The following is an 18,108-nucleotide window of genomic DNA, read 5'->3' on the forward strand; positions in this document are numbered from 1 at the left end:
CTTTTTTCATTTTATAGAAAGACAGAAGCAAAAAAGATATGATCTTGATAGTGAAATTCCGTCACGCCATGATAGCGCTGCGCAATGGAGCGGACCGAAGCGGTTCCGGTGCCGAAGCCTTCATGCTTGCTTGAGCGGAAACGGCCGTTTTCTTCCATGGGGGCGCGGCAGCAGGTATTGTCTACAGCCAGTGCAATATGCCCGCCTTCTTCCCGGGCACGAATGCGGATAAAAGGTGCGGTATCGGTACATTCCCTGCAGGCATCCAGTGCATTTTCCAGCAGATTTCCGAGAATGGAGCATAGCTCCGCTTCATTGATGGAAAGTTGCTTTGGCAGTTCAAGCCGGACGGAAAAGTCAATTCCGGCTTTGCGGGCTTCTTCCGCATAATAGCAGACAATGGTATTGACTGCATAATTTTCGCACCAGGTCCGGGCAACATCCGGAGGCAATGTCATGCGGTACTGGCTGATATACGATTTCAGATCCTCTGTTTTCCCGCTGCCCAGATAATGGTCGATCACATTTAAATGCTGGCGCAGGTCATGCCGCGCCTGCCGCACAGTCTCCATATGCCTGGAAAGCTGCTGATACTGTGTATGCTGGATGGCCAGAAGTGTTCTCTGCTGGTCAGCCCGTTCCCTGAGCATTGCCTGCTGCCGGATGATATCAAATGCTTCCAGAAGAATGGAATAGACCATGAACGTCATGACAAGCAGCCATATTCTTGTCAGAATAAAGCGTGGGGTGCGGACCACATCAATGCTTAAGTCAAAATTGTAAACGCAGATAATAAAAGTACCTGAAAATGGGAGCAGCCAGGCTTTGTGCCAGAATGCCGGGCTCTTCACCTCAAAAATACGTTCCCTTGCATTTTCCATGAATCGGAGTCCGGGAGGAAGCGTGATCAGCAGAAATACAGAGGTAATCAGCATACTTTCATTGTGAAGCGAATAAAACGTGAGATCTGAACCGGAAAAAAACCAGCTTTCCAGGAAAAAACAGATTCCGCGCAGTGTAACGATATAATTGAAAATGAAAAAACACAGGAAAAGCAGTTTCCACGGATTGGTCTTTACGCATAGAAAGTAGAGACTCAGGCATACGATGGCAAAGAGGACATCTGTCATCCGGGTGGATTTTGCCTGCTCAACCAGATATAAGTAACAGGATGACTGAAACAGCTGTCCGAGGAAAATCAAAAAAGTAATGTTTTTCAAAGGAAAACGCAGCTGGTTGCGGAATGGAAACAGCGCCAGAATAAAAAAAGGGATGGAGTACAGCGTTTCACAGAGAAATGCTTTTCCGAATACAGGCCAGTTCATAAAGTTCCTCCTTTCCGCAGACAATCAAACAGATATGCTGCAAAAGCTTCTTTGGTTTCCCGTTTCTTGCGGCGGCTGCAGAAGATGCATGCACCGTTTTTCAGGTGAATGGTGCCATCCTCATGAAAGTCAGCAACCTGTGAAAAATTGAGAAGAAGTCCTCGCCCGCTCATATAGAAGCGTCCGCTTTTGGGAAGCAGGGACAAAAGCTCTGTGAATGACAGGCGTGCAGCAATATCTTCTTTTGACGTATGGATGATCAGGCGGTGATTTCGTGTCTCAGCATACAGAAAATCATCCAGAAAAATCCGTTTCGCTGAGGCCTGCCCCTGACCGAGGGATTCCTGGATCTCGATATAAGCCGGCTCGGCAAGAAATGTGCGGATTTCATCAAGACACCAGGACAGGGAGGCCGCGTCGACAGGTTTCAGCAGGTAATCAAGCGGGTGGACACGGTAACCCTCCAGGGAGTAATCACGTTCCGAGGTGATAAAAATAAGAGGAATCCGTTTTGCGAAGCTGCGCAGCTTTTCAGCAGTTTCTATGCCGTTTAAACCGGTCCTGTCCAGCATGATATCCATAAAAACAGCATGATAAAGGCCGGGGCGGAAGTGTGCCAGAAAGTCTTCTCCGTTTTCAAAGCAGTCAAAATCCGCTGTTTCATGATATTTCTCTAAATTCTCCTGGATCAGCCGGATCAGATGTTTCTGATCCATGACCAGATCTTCTACAATTGCAAAATGCATCAAAGCAGAATCCTCCTCTGTGATCTGTAAATACGAAAAAGGTCAATGACCAATTTGGTCGAGGATTGACCGTTAACGTCGATGTGGTTTTCAGAAGTGTTCCAATTTAGTATGATTATAATACAAAATCCTCCAAAGAAAAAGTTAATGATATGACAATGAATGACATAAAAAAAAGCGGAGGAGCGAAATAACCCAAAAGGCAGGTGGAGTGATGGTAAGGGTAGTGATATATGGAGAACGTTCGGAAGAGACAGAAGGACTGGAAGTGATGCTGCGTACGATCTTAACGGAAAAGCAACAATGGCCGGTCATCCACACCTATATCGGTGATCTGGAAAGCTATCTGCATTTTGTCCGGGGGAATCCATATCTGATCATGCTGGTTTGTGCAATGGGAGAAAAAGGAGCACAGATTGTTCGGAAAATCCGGGCTAATAACCCTTCTGCTGCGCTGATCTGGCTGTCAGATAAAGAAAATACACTGGAGTTCTGGAAGCTTCATGCAAATGCATTTGGAATCTTTCCGCCAGGGAAGGAGCAGCTGGAGGAATGCCTGACAGACTGCCTTTCGAATTTTTTCACCAAAAACCTAACCTTTAGTTAATGGTTATCCCGCAGGATCCACCGTACAATAACAGTACGGTGGATTTTTTATATGATAGGAAATTGCGTCCTATCATACAAAAACGCTCCGCGAGGATGCGCACTCGGCGCAAAGGTAGATGGTTGCCGAAGCAACCGCGCCTCGGCGCGAGAATGTGCCAAGGCACATTCTTTTTTATTAAACCAGCTTAGTGAATTAGGGAGGGATGACACATGAAGAAAAAAATGACGTATGTTCTGGCGGGAATGCTATTGACGGTCAGTCTGGTGTGCATGGCCTGCGGCAGTACACAGGAGACAACTGCATTACCGGAGGATGCAGATGAAAGCCTTCAGGATGATGGAGATGAGAATCTGCAGAATGATCCGAACGACGGCCTGGGTGGGGATCTGAATGAGGATACAGTGAATGATTTCAGCGGCTTTGAGGGTATCTGGCTGGGAGAAGCGGACAACGACTACGATTATATGGAGTTTGACGGCGAGGGCAACTGGACGCTTTACCTTAGCGGAGAGGTCATGGATGAAGGGTATCTTCGTTATGAGCCGGAATGGGAGGCCATTTATGCCTACAGCAACCGGGATGACTCCGGCAGCCGGATTGCCATGGAAGAGGGGCAGCTTTACAGCGCAGCATATGGTTACTTTAACCTGGGCGAGGGGATGGAGTATCTCTGGTATCAAGATGGAGGACAGCTTACGGAAGATGATGAGCCGGTTTCCTATGTGGAGAACGGATCGGGTGGAAGTGGAAATCAGAACGCACATCTGGATTCCTACTGGAGATGGGACTCAGACCTTTGTCAGCGGAATGTCTCTGAATTTGAGGGTGTCTGGTATTACGACGGCGACCTCTCGGCGGAGATGTATGTCGTGATCGATGGCAATGGAAACTGGAGTTATTACCAGCGCGCTCCGGGTGCTGAGGCTGCAGAAATGGATCATGGCATCTTCACATACTCCACGGATGAAACAAGTACCTATTATGCGGATTCTACCGTATATGATGGCGTGTCCTACAAGGTATTCGACTTTGACAGCGATATGCTCATATGGGGAGATGAAGGTGCTTATTACCGGATGGAGTGATGAATGAGAGGGGGGATTACGATGTACCGACAGACAAAGAGGGTTTTCCTTACTGTGCCGGTGGTGATCGGTCTTGGTCTTGCGGCCTGTGGCGCTTCCGGTGACGTGGCGGGCGATGACTGGAGAACAAGCGGCGTTGTGGCCGGAAGCGGAACCATTACCCACGACGGAAAAAGCGTGGATGTGCTGGTTACCGTGAGTGAGACCAGCGCGGCGTTTTATTGGGACGAACCGGAGCAGGTGCTCTATGACAGTGTATTGTTCCCCATGCATATTCCGGATGCGGAGCAGACTTTTAACGCAATCTCGTTTGATGATATGGATGGTGATTGGGAAAGTGATGTTCTGGTCAGTTTCATTGATGAATACGGAGACAATACGGAGCTTATCTGGATCTGGGATCCGGTGGAGCGCTATGTGTTCCGGGAAGATCTTTCTACCATTGCCATCGGTGAAAGTGACCAGGATACCGGTGGGGAAATAGATCCTGTCATGAATCTGGCAGACTATGTTGGACTCTGGGAATATCAGGGCGAGAACCGCTGGCTGCGCATTCACGAGGATTCTACATGGGAATTTGTAAATGACCAGGATGATGTGATTGAATCCGGTGCGCTTGTGGTGGAAGAAAACGGTGTGACGCTTCACTTTGATGGAAGCGGTGATACTCTGCAGCTTGAGCTTACGGTCAGCGGCGATCTGATGGACCTTACCAATGGAGGAAGTCTGTTTCCGGTAGAAGCAATCCAGTCCAGCGTACCGTATTTTACCAGAAATGGCCTGGAAATGAATGCGGAAGTGGAGCTTGGCACGTTTCTGCTGACGAATGGTGCAAGCAGCTATTCCGGGGAAGGCAATGGCTACCGTCGGAGTGACTGCTATTGGGAGATCACAAAAAAGGCAGACGATATCCATGATGGCATCCGTGATCTGCACTTTGACGCGATCTGCTATATCCCGGAAAGCGCAATTTCAACTGCTGCGAACGGAACGGTCGTTGTGTCCAGCGAACTGTACGATGCCTATACGGGCATGTGGCTGACAGCGGGCTCCACATTTAACAACAGCAGCCGCGGCGACAACTATTATCTTCATACCGTCAGCTGGAGAGGAAACAGCTATCTGATCGAATTTACCTATTCTACAGACTGGGATTTCCAGGTAGGTGACTGGGGTGCGGTCCTGACTAAAAGCTATTCGGTCTATCTGCCGGCCGATTACGATGGCCTTGTGTTTGCAGCCCAGGCGGAACCGGATACTTATGAGAAAAGTGCCAGAAAGATGCAGCTGGACAGCATTTCTCCGGAGGCATGTGTCCTGGATCTTGACACATTAGACCCGTACAGCAGTCTGTATTTCAGCCTTTGTGACTGAGAGAGGGCAGACCTATGCACATAGAGAGATGATGATATAGATAAATATCTATAATAGATATAGAAAAGGATATGCTTCTTGCCGGAGGCTCAGAGCATATCCAGAAAAGCACTGACTACTTTTGGCATGTACCGGTTTCGTTTGTAATAGAAATTCACTTCCCGGAACGCATCCTGATGGCTCAGCTTATAGTATACCAGATGCTCCTCGTCCGGCACATGGCGGATCAGGGTGTCGGAACTGAAGGAAATGCCCATGCCCTGGCGGGAAAGGTTATAAGCTGTGATCTGCTGATCCAGCTCCAGACGCACCTTTGGAAGGAAGTGGGCATTGTGGAAGATTCGGTCAGCGCGTTCCCTTGTGTCGTTTCCGCCTTTTAACAGCAGAAAATTTTCATCCTGGAAATGTTCCAGGGAAACCGGAGGGATGCGGGAGTTTAAATGACGTTCTTCCCGGATGTCAGAGGCAGTCAGTGCATAGTTTTTCATGGTCTCATTCACTGCAAAGCGGGCAGGAACCGTGAGAAGCAGATGTTCTTCACAGAAGAAGCGTTTGCTGTAAACAGCCGGATCCATGCTGCGGTTATCGATCAGAAAATCCAGGGAGCCTGAGAAGAGCCGCTCGGTCAGTTCCGAGGTGGTGGCTTCCATCAGATTCAGGTGAACCTGGGGGTATTGTTCATTAAAGCGGGAGATCAGGGGCGGCAGAACATAGGAGGTAAACAGATTCGTGCCGCCAATGGAAAGGGATCCGCTTTTTAACTCCCGCATATCGTTGATATAATTCTGAAATCCGTTCTCTACGTCCATAATGATCTCAATGGAGCGGATATATTCCTTTCCCAGATCGGTCAGCTGGATGGGATTGGAGCTGCGGTCAAAGATGGGGAAGCCAATCTGGGCTTCCTCTTTTTTTACTGCGGCACTCAAAGATGGCTGGCTGATAAACAGGTTGCGGGCGGCTTTGGAAAAGCTCATTTCTTTGTAGACCTCGTAAACATATCGCATTCCCTGAAACATCGCATCCTCCTAATATAGATTATAGTCTATAAAATGTATGATTTTATAAGTATTTGAAAATAGTTTAGTGCTAAATTATACTAAAGTCAAGAACTGTTACGAACAAACAATATCTTCCTGCGAAAATGCGGGACCGAGGCAGCAGATGAATCGCTGGATGTGGAAGCGTGCCTGGCTGCAGGAATATGGATGGATACAGGGGAGGAAAACGAAGATGAAGGAAGATGGAAAGAAATATCGTCTGGAGCATGATTCCATTGGGGAAAAAGAAGTGCCGGAGGATGCTTATTACGGAGTGCAGACTCTTCGGGCCTATGAGAACTTTAATATTACCGGACTGAAAATGCATCCGGAACTGATAAACAGCGTGGCGCAGATCAAGAAAGCAGCAGCCATCACCAACTTTGAAGTGGGTGAACTGGATAAGAAAAGAGCGGCCGCTATCACCCAGGCCTGCGACGAGATCATTGCGGGAAAGCTGCATGACCAGTTTATTGTAGATCCGATTCAGGGCGGTGCGGGAACTTCCTTAAATATGAACGCAAATGAGGTCATTGCAAATCGGGCTATTGAAATTCTTGGCGGACAGAAGGGGGATTACAAGCTGGTGAATCCGAATGACCACGTTAACTTTGGCCAGTCCACCAATGATGTATTTCCGTCCTGCGGAAAGATGGCAGCGTTGAAGCTTTTGGGGAATGCCCAGGAGCAGTTAAAACGACTGGAAGAGGCGCTGATGGCAAAGGCACAGGAGTTTGATTCTGTCATTAAGATGGGACGTACCCAGCTGCAGGATGCCGTGCCGATCCGCCTGGGACAGGAGTTCCACGCCTATGCATCGGCCATCCGCCGCGATATCCGCCGTTTTGACAACGCCAAGGAAGAAATCCGCTGCCTGAATCTGGGCGGTACCGCTATCGGAACCGGACTGAACGCAGATGTACAGTATTTTCACCGGGTAGTAAAAAATATGTCTACGCTGACCGGAGAGGAGCTGGTGCAGTCTTATGACATGATCGATGCAACACAAAATCTGGACAGTTATGCTTCCGTCTCAGGTATTGTGAAAAACTGTGCTGTGAATCTATCAAAAATGTCCAATGACCTGCGGCTGATGTCTTCCGGACCGAGAACCGGTTTTGGTGAGATCAACCTTCCGGCAAGACAGAACGGTTCCTCCATCATGCCGGGCAAGATCAATCCGGTCATCCCGGAGGTTGTGAATCAGGTTGCTTTCAACATCATTGGCAACGATGTGACCATCACCATGGCAGCCGAGGCCGGACAGCTGGAGCTGAATGCCTTTGAACCGATCATCTTCTACAATCTGTTTGAGTCTATCGAAACACTGACTTATGCGGTGAAAACCCTGGTAGATAATTGTATCACAGGCATTACCGCAAACAAAGAGCACTGCCGCAGCCAGGTGGAGAACAGCATCGGTGTCATCACTGCGATCTGCCCGTATGTAGGTTATGAGACCGCGGCAAATATTGCAAAAGAAGCGCTTCGTACCGGACGCCAGGTCAGAGACCTGATTCTGGAGAAAGGCCTGATGGATGAAGAACAGTTGGATACTGTTCTGGACCCGTACACCATGACTGAGCCGGGAATCCTCGGAAAAGATCCGATGGAACAGCTGCGCGGCTAAAGAGAAAAAAGAAGAACGCCAGTCCCTTCAGCAGGACTGGCGTTCTTCTTCGTCCTGTGTTATAATGTGACGAGCGCAAGAGAGCCGGAAACGTGCTTGCACGGTTACGGCGAACGGCGAGGAAATCAAGTGACGAAGTCACGGGAACGAGCGCAAGAGAGCCGGAAACGTGCTTGCACGGTTACGGCGAATGGTGAGGAAAACAAGTTGTGGAAGGATGATTTTCTGATGATAGAAAAAGAATTAATGGGCCTCTGGCTGAATACGCTGGCTTCGAAATCACCCATACCGGGCGGCGGCGGCGCTTCGGCCATCGGCGGTGCCCTGGCGGCAGCTTTGGGACAGATGGTTGCGAACTTAACAGTGGGAAAGAAAAAATATGCAGCTGTCGAGGAAACGATGCAGGAAGTACTTGGAAAGCTTCAGACATGTCAGGCAGATTTTCTGGATCTGGTGGATCAGGATGCAAAGGTCTTCGCACCTCTTGCAGCAGCTTACGCCCTTCCGACCTCTACGGAGGAAGAAAAGCAGGAAAAAGCGCGTATTATGGAAGAAAGACTTCTGGCAGCAAGTCTGGTGCCACTTCACATGATGGAAAAGGCAGCGGAAATGCTGGAATTTCTGGAAATCCTTGCGGAGAAGGGAAGCCGTATGGCGGTATCCGATGTGGGAGTTGCCGTACAGTTTGCCCGTACCGCGTTGACAGGAGCGATCATGAATGTTTATATCAATACCAAATCCATGAAGAACCGGGAAAAGGCAGAAGAACTGAATACAAAAGCAAACGACCTGATGAAACAGGGAATCAGACGGGCAGATGAAATCTATACGAGAGTGCTGGAGCAGCTTGCCTGAAAAAAGGGAGGAAATCCATGAGAGTATTAAAGGGCGCAGAGGTTTCTGTGAAAATGAAAGAAGAAGTGCAGGCGGCGCTTGCAAAATGCAAGGGGGAGTCTCCAAAGCTGGCGATTATCCGTGTGGGCGAGAATCCGGATGATATGTCCTATGAGCGCGGTGCTACCAAAAAAATGGAGAGCTTTGGCCTTCGGGTGCAGTCCTATGTATATCCGGAAGATATCACGGATTCGGATTTCAAGGCAGAGTTCACAAGGATTAACGAGGATCCGGACGTGACCGGAATCCTGATGCTGCGTCCGCTGCCAAAGCAGATCTGCGAGAAGGATATTGAGGGAATGATCGATCCTGAGAAGGATCTGGACGGCATCTCCCCGGTCAACATCGCAAAGGTATTTGCGGGCGATGACAGCGGATTTGCCCCGTGTACGGCAGAGGCAGTTGTGGAAGTGCTGAAAGCGGCAGAAATCCCGATGACCGGAAAACGTGTGACCATTGTAGGCCGCAGCATGGTTGTGGGTAAACCGCTTTCTATGTTAATGGTGAAGGAAAATGCGACCGTTACCATCTGCCACACCAGGACAAAAGATCTGGCTGGCACCTGCCGCAATGCGGAAATCCTTGTGGCTGCAGCCGGACGGGCAAAAATGCTGAATGGCGACTATGTAGGCCAGGACGCAGTGGTGATTGATGTGGGCATCAATGTGGATGAAAACGGAAAACTCTGCGGAGATGTGGATTACGATACCATTCAGGACAAAGCTCAGGCGGCAACTCCGGTGCCGGGCGGTGTCGGTGCGGTGACTACGGCGGTGCTGGCGAAGCATCTGGTAAGAGCTGCGGGACTGTAGGACAAATAGAAGGAGATATTCACATGGCAAAAGTATTACTGATTAACGGAAGTGGAAATGAGCATGGCTGTACCTTCACTGCATTGAGTGAGGTAGCAAAGGCATTAAATGAGGAAGGCGTGGAGACTGAGATCATCCAGCTTGGAAAAGATGCTATCCGTGACTGCATCGGCTGCGGTTCCTGCGGAAAGTTGGGCCGCTGTGTATTTGATGATGATCAGGTCAATCTTGTGGCTGCAAAAGCAAAAGAGGCAGACGGCTTCATTTTCGGAAGTCCGGTTTACTATGCGCATCCGAGCGGACGTGTACTGTCCTTCCTGGACCGCCTGTTTTATTCGGCAGGCAGTGCTTTTGCTTACAAGCCGGGGGCGGCAGTGCTTTCGGCAAGACGCGGCGGAACTACGGCATCCTTTGATGTGTTAAATAAATATTTTGGCATCAGCAACATGATGACGGTTGGTTCCCAGTACTGGAATATGGTGCATGGCAATAAGCCGGAGGAGGTTTTACAGGATCTGGAGGGCCTGCAGATCATGCGCACTCTGGGCCGCAACATGGCCTGGATGATCAAGTGTATTGAGGCAGGAAAGGCAGCAGGCATTACCCCGCCGGCCGGAAGAGAAGAGCGGGCCAGAACCAATTTTATCCGATAGGCTGCAGATACCGCTGATCCGGATCACAGCCGTGGAAAGCGGGGATGACAGAAAGCATGTTGGAATACAGGACGGGAAAGGACAGGAGCAGATGAAGATCAGAAATGCAGGACTGGAGGATCTGCCGGAGATTTTAAAACTTTATGAGGAAGCCAGGGCCTTTATGCAGGAGACTGGAAATGCCACTCAGTGGGGAAGCTCCTATCCGCCGGCACAGCTGGTGGAAGCAGATATCCGCGAAGGAAAAAGCTATGTCTGTGAGGCAGATGGTGTGCTGGCCGGAGTGTTCTATTTTTCAGAGGGACCGGATCCGGACTATGCAGAGATTTATGAGGGAAGCTGGATCGGGACCGGAGCCTACCATGTCATGCACCGGGTGGCAGCGCCGGGCCGTGTGAAGGGAGCCGGTTCCTTCAGTATCCGCTGGTGTGCGGAGCACAGTCAGGGTGACTTGCGGATCGATACCCACCGGAATAATCTTCCCATGCAGCATGTTCTGGGAAAGCTTGGCTTTGAAACATGCGGGATCATTCATCTGGCAGACGGAGATGAGCGGATCGCGTTTGAGATTTGTACATAATTACAGATTTTTGTCGGAAACGGTAGCTTTCTGTGGACAAACATGCTAAGATGGAAACACGGCATTGATACCGGAGAGGAGGCAGCAATTATGAGCAGAGTCATTACCATAAGCCGTGAGTTTGGAAGCGGCGGTCGTGAAGTGGGGTTCCGTCTGGCAGAAAAATTGGGCATTCCATTTTACGATAAAGAAATCATTTCCATGGCAGCGGAGGATACCAACATTTCTGAAGAGGTGTTCCACCGTCATGATGAAGTAATCGGAAAGAAAGAACGGATCGATCATGATTATGTATCAGTAGATCCGTTTTCCTTATATGAAGTTCCGGTATCGGATCAGGTATTTATGGCACAGTCGCAGATCATTAAAAAGCTGGCTCAGGAAGGCCCTTGCGTGATCATTGGCCGCTGTTCGGATATTCTGGTAGAGGACGGATTTCATGTATTTATCTGTGCCGGCATGAAGAAGCGCGTGGAGCGTATGCTGATTTTAGAGCCGCAGGAAACTGCAAAAAAAATGGAAAGCCGTATGCGCCAGATCGATCAGAAACGCCGTGATTATTACCAGTATTACAGCGGAAATGAGTGGGGAAACCCGCGAAACTATCACTTAAGCTTGAACAGCGGAAAACTTGGGATAGAAAAGTGTGTTGATATGATCCTGGAGAGCTTGAAGCTGTATGAGCAGTAATCAGAATTTAAAAGAATATAATAAAATGGATTCAAAGAAGAATCAGACATCTGCGGTCAGCATGACAGAAGGATCCTTGTGGAAGAATATTTTTCTGTTCAGCTGCCCGCTGATTTTTTCCCAGCTGCTGGAGGTTATGTTTAATTTAAGCGATGTGGCTGTTGTAGGGCGCTTTGCGGATTACCGGGCACTGGGATCGGTGGGCTCCACAAGTCTTCTGGTGACGCTGTTTACCGGATTCCTTATTGGCATGGGCGCCGGAGTGAATGTCCGCGTGGCCCATGGCCTGGGAGCCGGAAACCAGAAAGAGACAGAGGAGACGATCCATTCCTCTTTTCTGATCTGCCTTGTGACCGGACTTCTGATCTGTGTGGTCGGCCTGACCAGCTCCAGAGCGTTCCTTGCTCTTCTGCATACGAAGGACGAGCTGATGGAGGGTGCGGTCAATTACCTTCAGATTTATTCTCTGGGTATGCCTGCCATGGGACTTTACAATTTCGGCAACGGCGTTATGAGTGCCAGGGGTGACACCAAACGGCCGCTGGTGTATCTGCTTATCGCAGGAGTCCTGAACGTGATCATGAACCTGATCTTTGTCATCGGGTTTCATATGGCAGCGGAAGGTGTAGCTATTGCCAGTGTCATGGCTCAGTATACATCGGCCGGTCTGGTTTTACATCATCTGTGGAGACGGCGGGATGTCTGCAGACTTCAGCTTCGCAAGGTGTGTTTTCACAGAGTGGCCGGTAAGGCTGTTTTAATGCTGGGAATTCCCGGGGGACTGCAGCAGGCAATCTTCGCGATCGCCAACCTGTTTGTACAGGCTGGCGTCAATTCCTTTGACGCAGTTACGGTTTCAGGAAATTCGGCGGCAGCCAACACCGATCCGCTGGTTTACAATTCCATGTTTGCCTTTTACACGGCCTGCGCAAGCTTCATGAGCCGCAACCTGGGTGCAGGAAAAAAGGAACGGGTATTGAAAAGCTATTTTATCTGTCTGACATATGCTTTTTTGATCGGAGCAGTTCTGGGTGGATGTTTCTTCTTATTTGGTGATGAGTTTTTATCTCTGTTTGCAACAGAGCCTGCTGTGATCCATGCGGGAAAGGAACGGCTTTCCATCATGGCCTTTTCGTATGCGATCTCGGCATTTATGGACTGTTCTATCGCAGCCTCCCGCGGAATCGGAAAGAGTGTCGCACCCACAGTGATCGTCATTCTTGGTTCCTGTGTATTCCGTGTGATCTGGGTATTTACGATCTTCGCCCACTTCCACACGCTGACATCCCTGTATTTGCTTTATGCATTTTCGTGGATCATTACAGGAGCGGCAGAGGTGGCATACTTCTGGAGAAGCTACAGAAGGATTCCCAATTTGTAATGTTTATTCTGCATATTCCCGCATCAGAGCAATCTCCTTCGCATATCCATCCAGCTCATTTGGTGTTTCCAGATAGAACGGCAGATCCTTCAGCGCCGGATGCTGCACCACGCGGATGAGAGCTTCCTGTCCGATATGGCCTTCTCCGATCCGGGCATGGCGGTCCTTGTGGGCACCCAGGGGATTGAGACTGTCGTTTAAGTGAATGGCGCGGAGGCGGTTCAAGCCGATCACGCGGTCAAATTCAGTGAGGACTTCATCCAGATGGTTCGCGATGTCATAGCCGCCGTCCCAGACATGGCAGGTGTCCAGGCAGACACCAAGGTGGCTGGAGAGCTCCACACGGTCAATGATCTCGCGCAGTTCTTCAAAGCGGCCGCCGACCTCGCTTCCTTTTCCGGCCATGGTTTCCAGAAGTACCGTGGTGGTCTGCTCTGGTTTTAAGATGGCATTCAGCATTTCTGAGATATAGGCAATGCCGGTCTCCATGCCCTGTTTTACATGGCTGCCAGGATGAAAATTGTAGCAGTTTCCCGGTGTATATTCCATGCGAAGCAGGTCATCGGCCATGGTGCGGCGGGCGAAGTCCCGGATTTTTTCGTCTGCGGAGCAGGCATTTAAGGTGTAGGGAGCATGGGCGAGAATACGGCTGATTCCGTGCTCTCTGGCGAAGGCAAGAAATGCGGCCACATCTTCCGGATCGATATCCTTTGCCTTTCCGCCCCGGGGATTGCGGGTGAAGAACTGGAATGTATTGGCGTTTATTTTTACAGCCTCTTTTCCCATGGCGAGGTAGCCGCGGGATGAGGAAAGATGGCATCCGATGGTAAGCATGATGAGGAGTCTCCTTTTTCTATGATATTGATGTAAGAGCGTTTCTGGCAACAACAGGCCGGATCCGTTCTTTTTTACTATAGAGGATAGTCGGGAAATTGTAAAGTTAGTCGAGACTTTTCAGGCAAACTGTGGTAGAATGATTCTGATTTTTTCATGGAGATAGCAGCACAGGCACATAGCAATTTGGAAGAGGTGCCAGAGTTACGGAGGAGAACAATTATGAAATTCGCAGAGAGAATGGACCGGTTTGGAGAGGGGATTTTCTCCAGGCTTGCAGAGCTTAAACGTCAGAAGCTGGAGGCAGGCGAGAATGTGGTGGATTTAAGCATCGGAGCGCCGAATATTCCGCCGGCACAGCACATTCTGGATGTGCTCTGTAAGGAAGCTGCTGATAAAAACAATTACATTTACGCTATCAATGACCAGAAGGACCTCTTGCAGGCTGTTTCTCAGTGGTATAAGCGCCGCTACGGAGTGAATCTGGATCCGGATACGGAGATTTGTTCCCTGCTCGGTTCCCAGGAGGGACTGGCCCACATTGCCATGTCCGTTGTGGATGAGGGAGACCTTGTCCTGGTACCGGATCCGTGCTATCCGGTTTTTGCAGATGGACCGCGTCTGGCGGGTGCAGAGCTTTACTATATGCCGCAGAAAAAAGAAAATGGTTACGTGATCCGTCTTTCTGATATTCCGGAGGAGGTGGCACATCGGGCGAAGTTCATGGTGGTTTCTTATCCGAATAACCCGACTGCGGTCATGGCGCCGGATTCTTTCTATGAGGAATTGATTGCTTTTGCGAAGAAATACGATATCATTGTGCTCCATGACAATGCCTACAGCGAGCTGGTGTTTGATGGAAGGCACTGCGGAAGCTTTTTACGCTTTCCGGGTGCGAAAGAGGTCGGTGTGGAATTCAATTCCCTGTCTAAGACCTATGGCCTGGCAGGTGCGAGAATTGGCTTCTGCGTAGGAAATCCGGAGGTTGTGAAGCATTTGAAGCTGTTGAAATCCAATATGGATTACGGAATGTTCCTGCCACTGCAGAAGGCAGCCATTGCGGCAATCACCGGAGACCAGGCCTGTGTGGAGACCACCCGTGCAGCTTATGAGAAACGCCGTGATGTGCTCTGCAACGGTCTCAATGCGATTGGCTGGAAGATTCCGAAGCCGGAGGCAACCATGTTTGTCTGGGCTCCGATCCCGGAATCCTTTACGAGTTCTGAGGCGTTTGCGGTGGAACTGGTAAAACGCAGCGGCGTTCTGGTAACACCGGGCAGCGCCTTTGGCCCGGCCGGAGAAGGCCATGTGCGCATGGCACTGGTGCAGGATGAGCCGGAATTGAAGCAGGGCATTGCAGCAATTGACGCCTGCGGAATCCTGAGATGATCTGATCGGCCATATCCGTAAGATCAAGTGTTCAAACCGGAGTTTGCCTGAAATCAGGAAATAGAGATGAAAATTGCTTCATGACAGTACCAGGGTAGCATCTGCTGCGGTCTGTGAATAAACAGCTGCGGTATGGGTACTGTCATGGGGCAATTATTATAGTTCACAAGTGCATGGCAGGCAGCAGGTAATTTTTTAAAGAGGAATAAAAAATAATGAGTCAGAATTATAAAATGATCATACAATATGAAGGCACCCGGTATGACGGATGGCAGAAGCAGGGCAATACTGAGAATACGATTCAGGGCAGGCTGGAAAAGGTGCTGGAGCGTATGGCCGGTTGTCCGGTGGAAGTGCATGGATCGGGCCGGACGGATGCGGGGGTGCATGCAATGGGGCAGGTTGCAAACTTTCACCTGCCGGATGGCTACAGGCCGGATGCGGAATGCATCCGGACTTACCTGAATCAGTATCTTCCGGATGATATTGCCATAACGGAGCTGATCATGGTACCGGAGCGTTTTCACAGCCGCCTGAGTGCCGTAAAAAAGATCTACACTTACCAGATTGAGACCGGGACAAAGAAAAATGTATTTTCCAGAAGGACCTGCTATGGCCTGGGACAGGCACTGGACATCACGGCCATGCAGAAAGCAGCGGAGCTGCTCTGCGGAACCCATGATTACAAAAGCTTCTGCGGCAATAAGAAAATGAAAAAGTCCACGGTGCGGACGATTTACCGCATTGCCGTGGAACAGGAAGCGGACAGCAGCCTGGTGAAGCTGGAGTTCGAGGGAACGGGCTTTTTGCAGAATATGGTACGGATCCTGGCTGGTACGCTGATCGAGGTGGGGACCGGAAAACGGGAGCCGGGCAGTATGCCGGAGATTCTTGCTGCATTGGACCGCCAGGCAGCAGGTTACACGGCACCGGCAGAAGGACTCTGTCTGCAGCAGGTATTTTATGAATAAGCAGTTTTTCATGAGGAAGGTATGGCAAGCAATATGATGATGGATTTTCTGGTAAGACGGTTTATAAAAGATTATGAAAATGTGGAGAACGTGAAGGTACGGACAGCCTACGGCATGCTGGCAGGCATCACCGGAATCTGCTGCAATCTGTTACTGTTTGGAGGCAAGCTGTTTGCGGGACTTGTGGTAAACAGTATTTCTGTGATGGCAGATGCCTTTAACAATTTATCGGATGCTGCCTCCTCGATCATCGGTTTTGTCGGGGTGCGCATGGCAGAAAAGCCTGCAGATGAGGAACACCCATTCGGACATGGGCGAATGGAGTATATTGCGGCTTTTGTTGTGGCCTGTCTGGTCATTCAGGTGGGATTTTCTCTGTTAAAGACCGCTGTAGGAAAAATTCTGCACCCGGAGACTTTAAGCTTCAGCGCATACTCTGTTGGCATTCTGGTGTGTTCCGTGCTGGTCAAGCTGTGGATGGCTTCCTACAACCGGAAGATTGGAAAGAAGATCAATTCCACGGTCATGATGGCAACCGCAGCTGATTCCCTGGGTGATGTCGGAGCAACTTCAGCAACCATTGTATCACTTCTGGTATTCCGTTTCTTCCATATCAATATAGACGGTGTGATTGGTCTGGTGGTTTCGGTGCTGGTGCTGCTTGCCGGTGTGAACATCGCAAAGGATACGCTGGCTCCGCTTCTGGGGCAGGCCATTGAGCCGGAGATTTACCATCGTATCTCGGAGTTTGTGGAGAGCTATGATGGCATTATTGGCAGTCATGACCTGATCGTGCACAATTATGGCCCGAGCCGCAGTATGGCATCGATCCATGCGGAAGTGCCGGCCAAAGTGGATATTGAAGACTCTCATGCAGTAGTGGACCGGATTGAACGGGATGCGCTGGAAAAGCTTGGTATTTTTCTGGTCATCCATATGGATCCGGTAGAAACAGACAACGAGCAGGCAGCAGTTTTAAAAGAAATGGTCATTGATGTGATCCTGCATCTGGATTCCCGTCTGACACTGCATGATTTCCGTATCGTGCAGAGCCAGGCCCACGTAAACCTGATCTTTGATCTGGTGGTGCCGCGGGAATACACAAAGCAGATGAGGGAGGAACTGACCCGGAAGGTGTGCGAGAAGGTGCGGGAGCGAGATAGCCGCTGCGCCTGCATAATCACGGTTGAAAACAGTTATCAGCAGGAAGAACATCAGAAATAGGCAGGATCTGCATCAACGATAAGGAAGGAAGCGCCGATTGAACCACGAAGAATTTTTGAAACAGGTAGCACTTGGTGACCGGGAAGCCTTTCACCAGCTTTATCTGGAGACGGGCAGGAGTGTCTACAGCTTTATTCTGTCTATCCTGAAAAATCCGCAGGATGCAGAAGAGGTTTTGCAGGAGACCTATCTGAAAATCTGGACCTCTGCCGGAAGCTATAAGCCACAGGGGAAACCTCTTGCCTGGATGTTTACCATTGCAAGGAATCTGTGTTATATGAAATTTCGGGATCAGAAACGCATGGCAGACGTGGGACTGGATGATCTTTCGGGGGGAGATGTTGGGGATCTTTGCCTTCCGCTGGAGCATATGACAGACAGCATGATGTTACAGACGGCGATGGAAATTTTGAAGGAAGATGAGCGGCAGATCGTGCTCCTGCATGTGTCTGCCGGGCTGAAGCACAGGGAAATTTCGGAAAACCTTGGGATTCCGCTGTCTACGGTGCTGTCAAAGTATAACCGTGCCATGAAAAAACTGCAGAACTATCTGCAGGGAGAGGCGTAAGCGTAAAATGAAAAAAATAAATTTTTTTAAAAAAGTGCTTGACCAAAGAGAAACTATCGTATATAATAATCCTCGTTGCAGCAATGGGCTATCGCCAAATGGTAAGGCAACGGACTCTGACTCCGTCATTTCAAGGTTCGAATCCTTGTAGCCCAGTTTAAAAACTTCATATCCGATTTGATTATTGGGCTATCGCCAAATGGTAAGGCAACGGACTCTGACTCCGTCATTTCAAGGTTCGAATCCTTGTAGCCCAGCTGTTTAAAAGGCTTCCGAGATTCGGGAGCCTTTTTTGCATGATA

Annotated in this window: 18 protein-coding genes and 2 tRNA genes; 16 read left to right on the forward strand and 4 right to left on the reverse strand. The window is 49.6% G+C overall.

Annotated elements, in window-relative coordinates:
* Nucleotides 1-11: 11 nt before the first annotated feature.
* Together DW819_RS13785 and DW819_RS13790 are read right to left on the reverse strand one after the other, a co-directional pair.
* Nucleotides 12-1,325, reverse strand: a complete 1,314-nt coding sequence (locus tag DW819_RS13785) for a sensor histidine kinase (RefSeq protein WP_118733724.1) — start codon at nucleotides 1,323-1,325, stop codon at nucleotides 12-14.
* Complete coding sequence (locus tag DW819_RS13790; RefSeq protein ID WP_118733725.1) at nucleotides 1,322-2,071, reverse strand: LytTR family DNA-binding domain-containing protein; 750 nt, start codon at nucleotides 2,069-2,071, stop codon at nucleotides 1,322-1,324. Before DW819_RS13790 ends, DW819_RS13785 begins: the two co-directional genes overlap by 4 nt.
* A gap of 214 nt (nucleotides 2,072-2,285) precedes the next feature.
* On the opposite strand from DW819_RS13790, the gene DW819_RS13795 reads away from it, so the two are divergent.
* The 3 genes from DW819_RS13795 (at nucleotide 2,286) to DW819_RS13805 (ending at nucleotide 5,140) form a co-directional block, all read left to right on the forward strand.
* A complete protein-coding gene (locus DW819_RS13795; RefSeq protein ID WP_118733726.1) occupies nucleotides 2,286-2,678 on the forward strand; it encodes a hypothetical protein in 393 nt (130 codons plus the stop codon).
* A 212-nt stretch (nucleotides 2,679-2,890) separates the two neighbouring features.
* On the forward strand, nucleotides 2,891-3,766 hold the full coding sequence (locus tag DW819_RS13800; RefSeq protein ID WP_118733727.1) for a hypothetical protein: 876 nt from the start codon (nucleotides 2,891-2,893) through the stop codon (nucleotides 3,764-3,766).
* A 21-nt stretch (nucleotides 3,767-3,787) separates the two neighbouring features.
* Complete coding sequence (locus DW819_RS13805; protein WP_118733728.1) at nucleotides 3,788-5,140, forward strand: hypothetical protein; 1,353 nt, start codon at nucleotides 3,788-3,790, stop codon at nucleotides 5,138-5,140.
* An 89-nt stretch (nucleotides 5,141-5,229) separates the two neighbouring features.
* Here DW819_RS13805 and DW819_RS13810 read toward each other — a convergent pair whose 3' ends face one another.
* Nucleotides 5,230-6,159: a LysR family transcriptional regulator gene (locus tag DW819_RS13810; protein ID WP_177304339.1), complete on the reverse strand. Its 930-nt coding sequence runs from the start codon at nucleotides 6,157-6,159 to the stop codon at nucleotides 5,230-5,232.
* 214 nt (nucleotides 6,160-6,373) lie between these two features.
* Between DW819_RS13810 and aspA the strand changes: the two genes are divergently transcribed.
* From aspA to DW819_RS13845, 7 genes are all read left to right on the forward strand, one after another.
* Nucleotides 6,374-7,810: an aspartate ammonia-lyase gene (aspA, locus tag DW819_RS13815; protein ID WP_118733729.1), complete on the forward strand. Its 1,437-nt coding sequence runs from the start codon at nucleotides 6,374-6,376 to the stop codon at nucleotides 7,808-7,810.
* Nucleotides 7,811-8,038: 228 nt separating this feature from the next.
* The gene (locus DW819_RS13820; RefSeq protein WP_118733747.1) at nucleotides 8,039-8,665 is read left to right on the forward strand and encodes a cyclodeaminase/cyclohydrolase family protein; all 627 of its coding nucleotides are present in this window, start codon (nucleotides 8,039-8,041) and stop codon (nucleotides 8,663-8,665) included.
* 17 nt (nucleotides 8,666-8,682) lie between these two features.
* A complete protein-coding gene (locus DW819_RS13825) occupies nucleotides 8,683-9,516 on the forward strand; it encodes a bifunctional 5,10-methylenetetrahydrofolate dehydrogenase/5,10-methenyltetrahydrofolate cyclohydrolase (RefSeq protein WP_118733730.1) in 834 nt (277 codons plus the stop codon).
* A 23-nt stretch (nucleotides 9,517-9,539) separates the two neighbouring features.
* Nucleotides 9,540-10,169, forward strand: coding sequence for a flavodoxin family protein (locus DW819_RS13830; protein WP_118733731.1), 630 nt, complete (start codon nucleotides 9,540-9,542; stop codon nucleotides 10,167-10,169).
* Nucleotides 10,170-10,260: 91 nt separating this feature from the next.
* On the forward strand, nucleotides 10,261-10,749 hold the full coding sequence (locus DW819_RS13835; RefSeq protein WP_118733748.1) for a GNAT family N-acetyltransferase: 489 nt from the start codon (nucleotides 10,261-10,263) through the stop codon (nucleotides 10,747-10,749).
* Nucleotides 10,750-10,839: 90 nt separating this feature from the next.
* Complete coding sequence (locus tag DW819_RS13840; RefSeq protein WP_118733732.1) at nucleotides 10,840-11,439, forward strand: cytidylate kinase-like family protein; 600 nt, start codon at nucleotides 10,840-10,842, stop codon at nucleotides 11,437-11,439.
* Nucleotides 11,429-12,820, forward strand: a complete 1,392-nt coding sequence (locus DW819_RS13845) for an MATE family efflux transporter (protein WP_243025876.1) — start codon at nucleotides 11,429-11,431, stop codon at nucleotides 12,818-12,820. Before DW819_RS13840 ends, DW819_RS13845 begins: the two co-directional genes overlap by 11 nt.
* A 3-nt stretch (nucleotides 12,821-12,823) precedes the next feature.
* Here the strand turns inward: DW819_RS13845 and DW819_RS13850 are convergent, their stop codons facing one another.
* Nucleotides 12,824-13,654, reverse strand: a complete 831-nt coding sequence (locus DW819_RS13850) for a deoxyribonuclease IV (RefSeq protein ID WP_118733733.1) — start codon at nucleotides 13,652-13,654, stop codon at nucleotides 12,824-12,826.
* Nucleotides 13,655-13,876: 222 nt separating this feature from the next.
* Here DW819_RS13850 and DW819_RS13855 point away from each other — a divergent pair, with 222 nt between their 5' ends.
* The 6 genes from DW819_RS13855 (at nucleotide 13,877) to DW819_RS13880 (ending at nucleotide 18,063) form a co-directional block, all read left to right on the forward strand.
* Complete coding sequence (locus tag DW819_RS13855) at nucleotides 13,877-15,043, forward strand: aminotransferase class I/II-fold pyridoxal phosphate-dependent enzyme (protein ID WP_118733734.1); 1,167 nt, start codon at nucleotides 13,877-13,879, stop codon at nucleotides 15,041-15,043.
* Between the two features lie 215 nt (nucleotides 15,044-15,258).
* Nucleotides 15,259-16,014: a tRNA pseudouridine(38-40) synthase TruA gene (gene truA / locus DW819_RS13860; RefSeq protein ID WP_118733735.1), complete on the forward strand. Its 756-nt coding sequence runs from the start codon at nucleotides 15,259-15,261 to the stop codon at nucleotides 16,012-16,014.
* A 21-nt stretch (nucleotides 16,015-16,035) separates the two neighbouring features.
* The gene (locus DW819_RS13865; protein ID WP_347560207.1) at nucleotides 16,036-17,238 is read left to right on the forward strand and encodes a cation diffusion facilitator family transporter; all 1,203 of its coding nucleotides are present in this window, start codon (nucleotides 16,036-16,038) and stop codon (nucleotides 17,236-17,238) included.
* Between the two features lie 37 nt (nucleotides 17,239-17,275).
* Nucleotides 17,276-17,806, forward strand: a complete 531-nt coding sequence (locus DW819_RS13870) for an RNA polymerase sigma factor (protein ID WP_118733736.1) — start codon at nucleotides 17,276-17,278, stop codon at nucleotides 17,804-17,806.
* A gap of 84 nt (nucleotides 17,807-17,890) precedes the next feature.
* Nucleotides 17,891-17,962: transfer RNA gene (locus DW819_RS13875), tRNA-Gln, on the forward strand.
* 29 nt (nucleotides 17,963-17,991) lie between these two features.
* Nucleotides 17,992-18,063, forward strand: a tRNA-Gln gene (locus tag DW819_RS13880).
* The last annotated feature ends 45 nt before the right edge of the window (nucleotides 18,064-18,108 follow it).

The sequence above is a fragment of the Clostridium sp. AM33-3 genome (assembly GCF_003480315.1).
Classification (GTDB): domain Bacteria; phylum Bacillota; class Clostridia; order Lachnospirales; family Lachnospiraceae; genus Brotaphodocola.